Raw genomic sequence first — 13794 nt, forward strand, 5'->3', positions numbered from 1 at the left:
GGTCGAAAGGCCGGCGTCGCCCCGCATTCATCCACCAGGCGCCTACGCACGATCGAGACGAGGACGGCACCAGATGGCGGGCACCCCAGAGACCAAGGTCGTCATCATCGGGCTCGACAGCCTCGAGCCGAGCCTGGCCTTTGAGCGCTGGGCGGACAAGCTGCCCAACCTGACCCGGCTTCGCGAGCGCGGCGCCTGGGGCAAGCTGCGAAGCTCCGATCCGCCCATCACCGTGCCCGCCTGGATGTCGATGATGTCCAGCAAAGACCCCGGCACGCTGGGCTATTACGGCTTTCGCAACCGGGCCGATCGGTCGTATGAAAAGATGACCACCGCCACGTCGCTGGCCGTGCGCGAGCCGCTGCTCTGGGACTACCTGGGCAAGGCGGGCAAGAAGGTCATCATGCTGGGCGTGCCGCAGACCTACCCGCCCAGGCCGGTCAACGGGCTCCTGGTCAGCGACTTCCTCACCCCCTCGATCGAATCCAACTACACCTATCCCCCCGAGCTGAAGGCGGAGATCGCCGGCCTGGCCGACGTGCACCCCTACGAGTTCGACGTCTCCGACTTCCGCACGCCGAGCAAGGACAAGATCCGCGACTCGATGGTCCGGATGGCCGATAAGCGGTTCGCGCTGGCCCGCCACCTCCTCACGACGAAGCCCTGGGACTTCTTCATGATGGTGGAGATGGGCACCGACCGCGTCCATCACGCCTTCTGGCAATATATGGACAAGAACCATCACCGGTACGAGCCGGGGAATCCGTATGAGTCGGTGATCGAGGACTATTACGTCCACATCGACCGCAAGATCGGTGAGCTGCTCGACGTCCTCCCCGCAGACACGACGGTGCTCGTGGTGTCCGACCACGGGGCGCAATGCATGGAGGGGGGGGTCGCCCTGAACGAGTGGCTCATCCAGAAGGGCTACCTCGTCCCCGAGCAGATGCCGACGACCCCCTGTCGCCTTGAAGCGATCAAGATCGACTGGTCCAAGACGACGGCCTGGGGATCGGGCGGCTATTACGGCCGGCTGTTCCTCAACGTGCAGGGGCGCGAGCCGCAGGGGATCATCCCGGCCGACCAGTACGAGGCGACCCGCGACAAGCTGATCGCCGAGATCGAGGCGATCCCCGACCACGAGGGACGGCCGATGGGCACACGGGTCCTGAAGCCGGAGAATCTCTATCGAGAGACGCGCGGGGCTGCCCCGCCCGACCTCTTCGTCTACTTCGGCAACCTGACCTGGAGGTCGGTCGGCACGGTCGGCACCGGGAATATTCACACGTTCGAGAATGACACCGGACCTGACGACGCGAATCACGCCCCCGAGGGGATCCTGATCGCGGCCGGGCCGGGCATCGAGCACTCCGACTGGGTTCAGGGCATGCAGCTGATGGACGTGACGCCGACGGTGTTGCGCCTCTTTGGCCTGGACGTGCCCACCGACCTGCAAGGGCACGCCGTCAAGGCGATTGTCGACGCCGAGCCTGCTCTGACCTGAGCAGATCTCGATCGTGCTCGCGCCTGCTCCCGTTCCCGCTTGCTTTGCACCCACGTGACGACACCCGCGGATCAAGGACGATCTCGTGTCTCCCCAGGCACCCACCGAAGAACGCACCGAGACCCTGACGGTCGGCCAACCCGAGCCCTCGGTCCTGGTCGCCTGTCCCGATGCCCGCCCGCCCGGCTACGAGGCGGTCGCGGGATTGGCGCGGTCGGGCCGGCTGGCCCGGTTCGAGACGTCGACGTATTACGGCGGCTACGGGCCGCTGACGAAGTTTGTCCGCGAGATGGCCCCCTGCCAGTTCGCCCGATTCAGGCGGCTGGCCAAGCGGAGGCATCACCCGGAGATCCCCCGCGACCGCGTGAGCATGGCCCCCGGTGTCGACCTCTGCCTGGCCGCCGAAGGGCGACTCGCGGGCCGGTTCCCGGGCGGTCGTCGGGAGGTCGCTCGCTGGAGGACGACCCGGTTCGACCTCCGCGTGTCCCGCGCGATCGAGCGGACCAAGCCCGACGTGGCGCTCCTTTTCAGCGACGTGGCCTCGGTCCACGGATGGCCGACCTGCCGCCGACTGGGCGTCCGGTCGATCCTGAGCATGGTCCATGGCGACGTCCGCGAGGAGCAGGAGATCCTCCGTCGCGAGGCGGAGCTGTCGCCTGAGTTCTTCCCGATCTATCTGGGCGACGGCAAGCTCGATCTCGACGAGCTGGCATGGCTGCACGACCGACGACTGAGCGACCTGGAGGGGGCCGACCGGATCTTCGTCCCGTCGGATCACATCGCCCGGACCCTGGCCCGCCACGGCACGCCCGAGGAACGAATCCGCGTGATCCCTTACGCGGCCGACCTGCGACGATTCCGCCCCGACCTGGAGAAGCGTACGGGCGAGGGCTGTACGTTCCTCTTCGCAGGCGGGATTACTCAACGCAAGGGGATCGGCTACTTGCTGCAAGCCTGGGATGAGATCCGCCGACCCGGTTGGAAATTGCAGCTTCTGGGCCCGTTGCCGGCGCGGACCGGCCCGCTGGAGCCCTATCTCGACCGGGTCGAGCTGCTAGGCCGACTGGGGCATTCCGAGGTGGCGGCGAAGATGGCCGCGGCCGATGTCTTCGTCTTCCCTTCGCTGTTCGAAGGCTCCGCGGTCGTCACCTACGAGGCGATGGCCTGCGGCCTGCCGAGTGTGCTGACGGCGGAGGCGGGCTCGGTCGTCAGGGACGGTGTCGAAGGCCTGGTCGTCCCCCCGGCCGACGTGGATTCGTTGGCCGCGTCGATGCATCGGATGGGCGAGGATGTCGATGCCCGTCTGAGGATGGGCGAGGCGGCCAGGAGCCGTGCCGAGCAGTTCGACTGGTCGCGATACCAGGCGTCGATCAACGCCGAGATCGACGGCCTGCTCGCGGGCTGAGCCGACCGACCGACTGGCACCACGGATGGCCCCCATGAATGACCTTACCTACGTTTATGCCACCGCGGCGCTCGTGATCGGGCTGGTCGCGTCGCAGTTCTTTCGCAGGGCATTCGATCCGTTCGCGCCGATCTGGATGTTCCTCGTCGGCTATTTCCAGGTCTACGTGGTGCAGGCCATCTCTTATCACGACTGGGCCCTGCGGGTCCACGGCGAGGAGTTGATCGAGGCGGCCGGGTTCAGGTCGTTCTGGGCCCTGTCCTGGTTCATGACCGTCTATTACTCGCCGCTTGGTCGACGGATCGCGAAGCTCCTGCCGGGGGCTCCGGCAGGGTGGTCGCAGGTGACCACGGGGGTCATGGTCCCTCCCTTGATCCTCTGGGGCCTGATCTCGTCGGGCCTGGTGCTCGCCACCGGCGGCGGCGACGGCGACGCGTCGGGGGCCGAGAACCTGCTCCGGCAGTTCCCGATCTTCATGGTCGTCGGCGGCGTGATGCTGATCGTCTCCGCGATGCACCGCGACCCGCCAAGCCCCACGCTGCGGCTCGCGGGGATCACCACCACGCTCATGTACGTGTTCATCTGGATGCTCAACGGCAAGCGGTCGCACTCGCTGATCGGCCTGCTGACCACGGTCGCCGCCTACTACATCTCCAAGGGGACCAAGCCGCCCAAGGTTGTGCTGCTGGTCACGGGGGTGCTGGGCGCGGTGGTCGTCTCGCTGGCGCTTGGCTGGCGCGGCAATGAGAATTACGAGCGGTCGGTGGCGGGGTTCCTGCAATACGTCACGGAATTCAATGCCGACTCGATCCTGGTCAATGCGAACCTCGCGAGCCGCGGGGAGGAAGAGACCGCGCCGGAGAAGACATCCAAGGAGACCGAGGAGATCGGCGGCTTCTACCTGATGATGTCCACGGTCCCAGACAAGTCGAGCTACGACTACGGCGAGTCGTACCGCCGGCTCTACTCGACCTACATCCCGCGTCTGATCTGGCGGGACAAGCCGATCTACGGCCGCGACAAGTGGGTTGCCGCCTGGATCGCGGGCTCGGAGTTCAAGCGGGACGAGACGTTCACGGGCCCCGCAATCGGCGTGCTGGGCGCCGCGCAGCTCAACGGCGGCGCGGGCGGGACCTTCATCGTCCTGGCGATCCTGGCCGCGATCCTGAAGACGGCTTATGAATACTTCAGGCTCTATGCACACACCGCCTGGGCCCAGGTCTGGTGGCCCCTGACGTTCTACAACGCCTGGCTGATGACGGTGAATGATGATCCGTTTATCTGGTTCTACTACGTCTACGGCCACACCACGCTGCCGCCGCTGGCCTTCCTCTGGATTTACAACAGGGCCCTCTACGGGAGCGCCAAGGCCTCGGCCTGAGGGCCGTTCGTCTCGACGGAGTGGGACACGCCGATGCATCTGGCAGTCACGTTCACCAATTTCGGGCCCTATCACCTCGCGCGGCTCCGCGCGCTGGGCGTTGCGTTGCGACGCGAGGGGGGCCGCCTCACCGCGTATGAGCTTGCCGGAAGCGAACGGCGTTACCCCTGGCTCGTCGAGGCCGGCGAGGAACCATTCGACTGGACTCGCCTCTTCCCCGACCGTGCGGTCGAGTTGCTGGCCGCCTCGGAATGCTCGGGGGCGATGAGAGAGGCCCTGGAGCGAGATCGGCCCGACGTCGTCGCGATCGTCGGCTATTCCCGGCCCGAGTCGATGGCCGCGTTGGGATGGGCCGACCGGCGGGGCCTGCCGACGATCCTGATGTCGGAGAGCCAGCACATCGACCATCCGCGGGTCTGGTGGAAAGAGGCGATCAAACGCCGAAGGGTCCGCCGATGCGCCGCAGGACTGGTGGGCGGACCCAGGCATCGCGACTATCTCGTCAGCCTGGGAATGCCCGCCGACCGGATTGCGCTCGGGTACAACGCGGTCGACAACAAGGCCTTCGCCGACGCGGCCGACCGGGCCCGGCGCGACCCGAATTCGAGGGCGGGACTGCCCGTTCGGCCCTATTTCCTGGCGGTCAATCGGTTCGTTCCCGAGAAGAATCTCGTCCGGCTCGTGCGAGCCTTCGCCCGCTATCGAGAAGCTGCGGGGGAGGGGGCCTGGGATCTGGTGCTCTGCGGCGGCGGGCCCGACGAGCCTTCGATCCTGGCGGCGATCGAGGCGAGCGGGCATGCGTCGGCGGTTCATCTTCCCGGCTTTCTCCAGGCCGGCGAGCAGGCACATTGGCAGGCGCATGCGGGCGGGTTCGTCCACCCGAGCCTGATGGAGCCTTGGGGCCTGGTCGTCAACGAGGCCGCAGCCTGTGGCCTGCCGCTGTTGGTCTCGGATCGGGCGGGGTGCGTCGAAACCCTGGTGCCTGACGGTGCAGGGCGGCGGTTCGACCCGAACGACGAATCGCAGATCGCCGATTGCCTGGGCTGGCTGGCCGGACTTCCCGTCGAGCGACGCGCGGCGATGGGCCGATTCGCCGCGGAGAACGCGGCGGAGTGGGGCCCCGAGCGGTTCGCTCGCGGCACGTTGGAAGCGGCCCGCATCGCCATCGAGAGGCCAGCGGGCAGGAAGTCCGCGAGCTTTTTGGCCATGGGCGCGACAACCAAGGGATGGTCCGCATGAGCACGCAACTCGAATCGGCCAATCGACCGGTTTTCTCGGAGAAATCTCCGGTGATCCGCCGCGGTTGGCTCCACGTCTGCAATGGGCTCGACCCGAGGCGGGACGGCGGGATGGTCCCCAGCATCCTGGGCATGACCGGGGCGCTCGCAGGTCGCGGGACCGACGTCTCGATCGTCACTCCTACTCCATCGAGGCTCGACGGTTCGGGCCCGTCCGACCGCGTCCGGCTTTACGGGCCCGAGACCGACCTCGAGGCCTCGGTCCGCGGGGCCGAAGTGGTCCACCTGCACGGGCTCTGGCAGGGGCACACGCGACGCGGTTCGGCCGAGGCCCGGCGTGCGAAGGTTCCCTACCTCATCGCCGCGCACGGGATGGCCGAGCCCTGGGCGATGAAGCATAAAGCCCTGAAGAAGCGAGTCTACACCGCACTCGTCGAGGGGAAGAACCTGCGCAGGGCCGCGTGCCTGCACGCCCTGGCCAGGCCGGAGATCGGCCACCTGCGGGCCATCGCCCCGAAGACCCCGGTCTGCCTGGTGCCCAACGGGGTCGACCTCGCCCCGTTCGACTCGCTGCCCGACCGGAGCGTGCTCGAGCGAGACCACCCCGAGCTCGCCGGCAAGTTCGTCGTCCTGTTCTACGGCCGTGTTCACCTCAAGAAAGGGCTGGACCTGCTGGCGCAGGCGATGGCGACCGTCTCCGGCGATCATCCCGAGATGCACCTTGTGCTCGCCGGCAATGATGATGGGGCGCTGGAGCCCTTCCTGGCTCAGGCCGAATCCCTGGGCGTGCGGGGACGGATCACGGTCGCCGGCCACGTCTCCGGTGCGCGGGCGAAAGCCGTCTGGGGCGCCGCCGATGCGTTCGTGTTGCCCAGCTACAGCGAGGGGTTCAGCATGGCGATCCTGGAGGCCCTGGCCTGCAGGCTTCCCTCGCTAGTCACCACGGCATGCCACTTCCCCGAGCTTGCGTTTGCCGAGGGGGCCATCGTCGTCGAGCCGACCGCCGCCGACGTGACCACGGGGTTGCGGACGCTGCTGGAGATGGCCCCGACCGAACGCCTGGCGATGGCGGGGCGGGGTCGTGCTCTGGTGGAAGAGCGCTTCACGTGGGATCGCCAGGGGGAGCGGCTGGCCGAGGTCTATCGGTGGGTCGCCGGGGGCGGACCCCGGCCCGATTCGGTCCTGATGCCGGGAGATGCCTCATGATCGGCCAATCCACGCGTGCCAAGGTCAGCGTCATCGTCCCGGCCAAGAACGAGGCCGAGAATCTCAGGAGGTGCTTGCCGGCCCTGGCCTGGGCCGACGAGGTCTTCATCGTCGACAGCCAGAGCACCGACGAGACGGCCGAGGTCGCTGCCGAGTTCGGCGCCAAGGTCGTGCAGTTCCGGTTCAACGGCATCTACCCGAAGAAGAAAAACTGGGCGCTCGACAACCTGCCGCTCCGCAATGATTGGGTCCTGATCGTCGACGCCGACGAGGTGGTCGTCCCCGAACTGGCGGAGGAGATCGCCGAACGGACCAAGGCCGACGAGGCGGATGGTTTCTATCTGAATATGAAGTATTTCTTCCTCGGTCGTCGGATCAAGCATTGCGGCTATTCCGAATGCTGGAACCTGCGCCTCTTCAAGCACAAGCTCGGCCGATATGAGCGGATGCCCGTGGCGCCCGGGGACCGGACTGGCGACAACGAGGCGCATGAGCATGTCGAACTGGAAGGCAAGGTCGTCCGGCTGGTGCACGAGCTCGACCATCACGCCTACCCGACAATTTCCGTCTGGGTCGAGAAGCACGACCGATATTCGAGCTGGGAGGCGGCGCAGTTCCGCCGGTTCCTCAGCGAGCCGATCCCCGTGTCGATCGGCCTGGGCAAGGCCTTCAAGCGGCGCCTGAAGAAGGTCTACCTCAGGCTCCCCTGCCGCCCGGCGATCCGGTTCTTCTACGCGTACGTGCTGCGCCTGGGATTCCTCGACGGCCGACCTGGTTTCATCCTCTGCGGGCTGCTGGCGTTCTACGAGTTCCTCTCCACCTCGAAGCGATACGAGCGGAGCCTGGCCGAGCCCGAGGAGGGTCGTTCCCTGGTCGGCGGCGCGACGGGACGTCTTCAGGCGGAGTAACTGGTCCGGCCTCAACTCAGGCGGAGATGCGGCCGGCGACGGGGACCAGGCAGGAGGGCCGGTCGTCGGCCAGTGCGTCGTCGTAGACCCGGATGAGCCGGTCGGCCTCGATGGCCGAGTCGTGGGTCTCGCCGATCGAATCGCGGCCGCGTGTGCCCAGCTCGGCGGCCCAGTCGGGATCGGCGAGCATGCAGAGCATCGAGCGCGCGAGCGCCTGGCTGTCTTCGGGGGCAACGATCAGGCCGCTCTGCCCATCTTCGACCAGGGAGCGGGGGCCTTGCACGTCGGCGACGATCGAGGGGACGCCGCGGGCCATGGCCCGGATGAGCGGAAAACCCGTGGTGGGCGTGGTCGAGGTCTGGCAGTAGACATCCATCGCGTCCCAGGGGCTCAGGCCCTGGATCGGCCGGCCCGCGAACGTGATCCGGTCGGTCATCCTCAGGCGGTCGGCCCTGCGGCGGAGGTCGACCTCGTCTTCTCCCTGGCCGATGACGACGAACTCGACGTCTGCCCCTGTGTCCAGCACGCGTCTCGCGGCGGTCAGGAAGGTGAAGAAGCCCGAGGCCGCGACCAGCGGGCCGGCGGCTCCGACCACGGCGACGCGCGTGCTGGCCGTCCGGCGGGTCCGGGAGGGCTCCGACCGCGAGACGCCCGGCCTGATGATTCGGAGCAAGGCCCTGGGAACGTTCAGGGTCCGGGCAAGCTCGTCGGCCAGGGCGTCGCCGGTGGGAAGGAGCATCCGGCACCAACGCTTCGAGACGCGGAGCACCGAGTCGATCGGCGGGAACTCCTCGATCGTCTGGACGTAGGGGACCGACCAGTGCTCGGCCAGGGCCAGGCCCAAATCGCTGAGCGAAGCGTCGAGGACGTGGATGAGCGGCCTGCGGATCGAAGGGTCGAGCCTGCGGATCGACCAGGCCCGTTGCCAGGCCCGGCCCAGGCCCGGGCATTCCACGACGTGAGGCATCCCGTGATCGCGATTCGCCTCGCAGCTCAGCGAGAGGAATCGGCAGTCGACGCCGCGGTCTGTGAGCGACCCGACCAGGGTCTTCCAGTCTCGGCCGGGGTCATTGCCGGCGAGCATGCGTGTCAGCAGCAGGACCGATCGGTTGCCGCGAGTCATGGCCTGGCCTCCCTCGCCCTTCGAGCGGCGCGAGCCTAACACAAATGGCCGGGTCGGGGCAGGCCGGCATTCGAGGCCCGACCCGTCCCGGTAGATTCGGTCGGCGAGGGCGTCCGCTCGTTGGAATCGGCGGGCCTCTTGTCTATACTCGAGCGTCCCGATGAACACAGCTCGGGTGATCCGGGGATCGATTCGAAGGGCTGCGCATGACTTCACCCGAAACGGCCGAGCTCGTTTCTCCTCCCATCGAAGACCTGATGGGGATGCTCCAGCGGCTCCTGGATAACGTCGCGAAGGTGGTCCTCGGCAAGCCCGAGGTCATCCGACTTGCCGTCGTCGCACTTCTGGCCGAAGGCCACGTGCTGATCGAGGACGTCCCGGGCGTGGGCAAGACCCTGCTCGCGAGGGCCCTCGCCGCGAGCATCGATTGCAGCTTCAAGCGGATTCAGTTCACGCCCGACCTGCTCCCGTCGGACATCCTCGGGTCGAGCATCTATAACTCGGCCTCGGGCGAGTTCCTGTTCAAGCCGGGCCCCATCTTCGCCAACGTCATCCTGGCCGACGAGATCAACCGGACCACGCCCAGGACCCAGAGCGCCCTGCTCGAGGCGATGAGCGACAACCAGGTTTCCGTCGAGGGGAAGACGTACATCCTGGACGCCCCCTTCATCGTGCTGGCGACCCAGAACCCTTACGAGTTCGAGGGGACCTATGTCCTGCCCGAGAGCCAGCTCGACCGGTTCATGATCCGCCTGAGCATGGGCTATCCGCTTCGATCCGAGGAGCGTCGGGTCCTGGCGACCCACCGCGCGGGGCCCCCCGTCGAGGCGCTCCGGCCCGTCCTGGGTGCCCACGACGTGACCCGGCTCCAGCGGGCGGTGCGCGAGGTGCGCGTCGACGACGCAATCGCCGACTACTTGCTGGATATCGTGCATGCGACCCGTGACGGCGAGGACCTGCACGTCGGGGTCAGCACCCGCGGGGCCCTGACCCTGTACCGTGCCGCGCAGAGCCTTGCGTTCGTCTCGGGCCGCGATTACGTGGTGCCCGACGACATCAAGGCCCTGGCCGTGCCGGTCCTGGCTCACCGGGTCGTGGGCAAGTCGTTCCTCCAGGCCGGCGAGTTCGGCGCGGCCGAGGCGATCATCCGCGACGTGGTCGACCGGATCCGTATCCCGTCCTGATTCAGGCTCCAGACCCCGCCCCAGCAGATCCGACGCGCAGGGAGCCGCCCCACGATGCCACTTCTTCGAAAGCGGAGGACGTGGGCCCAGCTCTCGCGCTGGGCCCGGCAACGCCAGCGCTGCACCTGGGAGGGGGCCGTCTATGCCCTCGTCTGGGCCGGGCTGCTGATGACGGGGATCTATCAGCAGATCAACCTGATCTTCCTGGTGGCCGGGCTCGTCTTCGGGCCGATCTTCGCGTCGTTAATCTTCAGCTCGCGAACCGTGCGAAAGGTGCGCGTCCATCGGCGGGTCCCGGCCTACCTGTTCTGCGGCGACCCGCTGAACCTGGACTACACGCTGGACAATGACCGGAAATGGACCGCGGCGCTGGCCATCTCGATCGAGGATCACCTGATCCCGCTCGACCGGACGATCCCCGGCTCCTCGACCATCAACCCGCGCATCTTCTTCGCGCGGGTGCCCAGCCTGGGCCGAGGCCGCCTACGCTGGCAAGGCCCCAGCCCCGCCCGCGGTCGCTACATGTTCAGCGAGATGGACATGAAGACACGCTCGCCGTTCGGCCTGCTGGAGTGGCAGGACACGGTGGGCGAGACCGATGAGCTGGTCGTCTATCCGCAGGTGGGGCAGCTTGCGCGTCGCTGGTACGTCATGCAGAGAGAGGCCAGCGAGACCCGGCGTGGCAGCCGGCATGACGTCACCGCGCAGCAGCAGGAATATCACGGGATGCGAGACTATCGGTCGGGCGACAGCCCCCGATGGGTCCACTGGCGCACCTCGGCTCGCGTCGGCCAGCTGATGGTCAAGGAGTTCGAGCAGCAGCACGAGCAGGATCTGGCGATCCTGATCGACCCCTGGCTGCCCCGGACCAAGGTGACGCCCGAGCAGCGCGAGAGCCTTGAGCTTGCCATCCGGTTCGTGGCGACGGTCTGCCTGGAGACCTGCCGGCACCAGGGCAGGCGTCTAATCCTGGGCTGGACCGGACCGACCCCGGGGCTTCGCCAGGGGCCCGCGTCAATCAAGCTGCTGCACGAATTGCTGGAGCACCTGGCCACCTTGAAGGGCTCTCCCGAGGGCCAGCTTTCGGCCCTCTTCGACGCCCTGCCGCCGGCGACCTTGCGCGAGGCGATCCTCGTCGTGATCTCGACCCGACCCCTGAACCTGACGGAGGAAGGCGAGCGTTCGGCGCGGCTCTCAGGCGCATCGGCCCGCGGACTGCTGGGGCGCGTCATTTCCTTCGACGCATCGAAGGGCGACCTGAACGACTTGATCCAATTCGGCAAGCCCGTCGTCCAGGCCGCCGCCTCGAGGCGCGAGGCCGACGATGTGGTCTTCGATCGGATCTCATCCACAGGATCTCGAGAGGTCAGGCGGGCTTCGCTCAGCGGCGAGTCGCCCCATCCCAGGGGGCCGCAGGCCCCGGCGGCCCATGGGCGGGAGGCCCGAACTTGAGGTTCTACACGGTCTATCGCGCCAGCTTCTATCTGATGCTCTTCTTCTCCACCCTGGTGATGAGCATCGATGCGACCGACGACAGCAAGATCGCCATCCTGTACCCGATCGTCGTCGCCGGCGCGGCGGTCGTTGCGCTCCTGACGGTGGATCGCGACCCCAAGCTGGGGCTCAGCCGGCCGATGGCCAACGTGCTGGCCCTGGGTTCGATCAGCCTGATCGTCCTGGAATATTCCATGGACGAGAACCAGACGCTGCTTGCGCTCGGGCACTGGCTGGTCTATCTCCAGCTGATCAAGATGTTCCTGCCCAAAACGATCGAGGACGATTGGTTCCTGATGCTGCTGGGCCTCATGCAGGTGCTCGTCGGCGGCGTGATGAGCCAGAGCGACGCGGTCGGCATCGCGCTGTTCGCCTGGGCGTTGACGGCCCTCTGGGTGCTGCATCTCTTTTCTCTGCACAGGGATGCGAGGCGTGTGCAGCAGCCCCCCGGCACGACGGTCACCCCGGCGCTCGACCTCTCCGAGCCTTACCCCGGCCTAGTCGACGGCCGATTCGCCTTCGCTGTCCTCAGGGTCGCGGCACTCACCTTACTTCTGGGGGGTGCCATCTTCCTGATGATGCCTCGCCGGGTGTCGATGGGCAGTTCGACCCGAGGTCAGCCGATCTCGAAGCATCTGACCGGGTTCGACGACACGGTGGAGCTGGGACAGCTCGGCGAGATCCTCGAGAACGACACGATCGTCATGAGCGTGGAGTTCTTCGACGGCACCGTCGAGGAGCCGAGGTCCCGGGTCAAGCCGGCCGACGATCCGCTCTGGCGCGGGGTGACCCTGGGGAGCTACAAGAACCGCCGCTGGAGCCGCCAGACGCGCCGGCCGGCGAGCTTCCCGCTCCGATCTTCAAAGGCCCCCACCGAGCCTTCGATCCTGATCCAGCAGATCCGCATGGAGCCGACCGACGGCATGGTCCTCTTCGGGATCAGGCCGATGATCGATGCCTCGGGATCACGCGGGAGCGAGCCCGACATCAGCGCCATCGACGGCACCCTGAGCCGCTCCGAGAGTCGGACCGGGATGTACGACTATAAGGTCTTCTCCACGACCGATCGGGACGGGCTCCAGCGTAACGAGCAGTTCCCCGACGCCGATCAGCTCGCGACCTACCTCTCCATGAACCCGGAACTCAAGAACGAGCTGAGGGCGATCGTCGCCCCCCTGGTCGCCGGCATTCCCGCCTCCGACTGGGACGCACGCGGCCGCGCGATCGAGGCCTATCTGCGAGACTCGGGGCAATTCTCCTACACGCTCCAGATCGACGTCATCGACCCGAACGTCGACCCTGTGCTGGACTTCGTACGCAACCGTCGCCAGGGGCACTGCGAGTATTTCGCCAGCGCCCTGGCGCTGATGCTCCGGTCGATCGACATTCCCTCCCGGATGGTCAACGGATTCAAGGGGGGGGATTGGAACGACCTGGCCGGCGTGATGACTGTGCGCCAGAAACATGCCCACAGCTGGGTCGAGATGCTCAGCCCATGGGACAAGGCCGACCGCTTCCGCAGGCCTCGCTGGATCTCGCTTGACCCGACCCCTGCCAACGAGCGCGAGGCCTCGGTCCGGTCGATGGGGGGCTTCAGCGGGAATTTCCGCCAGGTCAATGACTTCATCCGCTACCTCTGGGTGTTCTACGTGGTCGGCTACAACTCAGAGCGGCAGAAGCGGATCCTTTATGAGCCGGCGATGCGGCTCTATGGGGAGGCCCAACGCGGGTTCCAGATCATGGGCGAGGCGGGCAGGCAGGCCTGGACCTGGCTCACCGACTTCAAGCGGCCTCGCGAGTTCTTCAGCGTGCGCGGGATGTTCGTGTCCATGGCCGTCTTGCTCACGCTGGCGTTGCTGGGCTTCATCCTGAGGTGGGCGTTCCGGCGGCTGCGACGCTGGTTCCGTGGCGAGGCGAAATCCGACGATCAGCAGGCCATCGGGGTCGCTTTCTACCGGCGGCTGGCCCAGCTTCTCTCAGGGCTCGGCCTGGATCGCCCCCCCACCGAGACCCCGCGCGAGTTCGCACACCGGGCGATGGTCTCGCTGACGTCGAGAGGCGGCCGATTCTCCGAGGTCGCCGACGTCCCGCCCCTGATCGTCGACGCCTTCTATGGTGTGCGGTTCGGACAGATCGAACTCACTCCGGATGCCCTCGAACGGCTCGAATCGCGGCTCGACGAGCTTGAACTGGGCCTGAATCCGCAGACGAGCTAGCTCACCGCCCTGGCTCCGCGAGACTCACGAGTGCGGGATCGGTCGCCATCGATCCCGCATCGTCTCGCGCCTAGATCGAGTTGTTTGAGTTTGGAAGAGACGCATTGCATCGTCTCGTGCAGTCGTGCGCCTCAA

At 67.0% G+C, this 13794-nt stretch carries 10 protein-coding genes; 9 read left to right on the forward strand and 1 reads right to left on the reverse strand.

Annotated elements, in window-relative coordinates; translation table 11 throughout:
• Positions 1-73: 73 nt before the first annotated feature.
• The 6 genes from EP7_RS05525 to EP7_RS05550 all read left to right on the forward strand — a co-directional run bounded on the left by EP7_RS05525 (position 74) and on the right by EP7_RS05550 (position 7642).
• A complete protein-coding gene (locus EP7_RS05525; protein WP_463526632.1) occupies positions 74-1504 on the forward strand; it encodes an alkaline phosphatase family protein in 1431 nt (476 codons plus the stop codon).
• An 85-nt stretch (positions 1505-1589) separates the two neighbouring features.
• Positions 1590-2909 (forward strand): glycosyltransferase family 4 protein, encoded by a 1320-nt coding sequence (locus tag EP7_RS05530; RefSeq protein WP_463526634.1) that lies wholly within the window; start codon positions 1590-1592, stop codon positions 2907-2909.
• Positions 2910-2943: 34 nt separating this feature from the next.
• On the forward strand, positions 2944-4290 hold the full coding sequence (locus EP7_RS05535; protein WP_463526636.1) for a hypothetical protein: 1347 nt from the start codon (positions 2944-2946) through the stop codon (positions 4288-4290).
• Between the two features lie 33 nt (positions 4291-4323).
• Positions 4324-5529, forward strand: a complete 1206-nt coding sequence (locus tag EP7_RS05540) for a glycosyltransferase family 4 protein (RefSeq protein WP_463526638.1) — start codon at positions 4324-4326, stop codon at positions 5527-5529.
• Entirely contained in the window at positions 5526-6734 is a 1209-nt protein-coding gene (locus tag EP7_RS05545) for a glycosyltransferase (RefSeq protein WP_463526640.1), read from the forward strand. Before EP7_RS05540 ends, EP7_RS05545 begins: the two co-directional genes overlap by 4 nt.
• The gene (locus tag EP7_RS05550) at positions 6731-7642 is read left to right on the forward strand and encodes a glycosyltransferase family 2 protein (RefSeq protein WP_463526642.1); all 912 of its coding nucleotides are present in this window, start codon (positions 6731-6733) and stop codon (positions 7640-7642) included. The genes EP7_RS05545 and EP7_RS05550 overlap by 4 nt, the downstream gene beginning before the upstream one ends.
• Positions 7643-7658: 16 nt before the next feature.
• Here the strand turns inward: EP7_RS05550 and EP7_RS05555 are convergent, their stop codons facing one another.
• Positions 7659-8765, reverse strand: a complete 1107-nt coding sequence (locus EP7_RS05555) for a glycosyltransferase family 4 protein (RefSeq protein WP_463526644.1) — start codon at positions 8763-8765, stop codon at positions 7659-7661.
• Positions 8766-8971: 206 nt separating this feature from the next.
• Between EP7_RS05555 and EP7_RS05560 the strand changes: the two genes are divergently transcribed.
• The 3 genes from EP7_RS05560 to EP7_RS05570 are packed head-to-tail and all read left to right on the forward strand — an operon-like array spanning position 8972 to position 13659.
• A complete protein-coding gene (locus EP7_RS05560) occupies positions 8972-9949 on the forward strand; it encodes an AAA family ATPase (RefSeq protein ID WP_463526646.1) in 978 nt (325 codons plus the stop codon).
• Positions 9950-10003: 54 nt separating this feature from the next.
• Positions 10004-11401: a DUF58 domain-containing protein gene (locus EP7_RS05565; protein WP_463526648.1), complete on the forward strand. Its 1398-nt coding sequence runs from the start codon at positions 10004-10006 to the stop codon at positions 11399-11401.
• A complete protein-coding gene (locus EP7_RS05570; RefSeq protein WP_463526650.1) occupies positions 11398-13659 on the forward strand; it encodes a transglutaminase TgpA family protein in 2262 nt (753 codons plus the stop codon). The genes EP7_RS05565 and EP7_RS05570 overlap by 4 nt, the downstream gene beginning before the upstream one ends.
• The last annotated feature ends 135 nt before the right edge of the window (positions 13660-13794 follow it).

It is taken from the genome of Isosphaeraceae bacterium EP7 (genome assembly GCA_038400315.1).
Taxonomy (GTDB): Bacteria; Planctomycetota; Planctomycetia; order Isosphaerales; family Isosphaeraceae; genus EP7.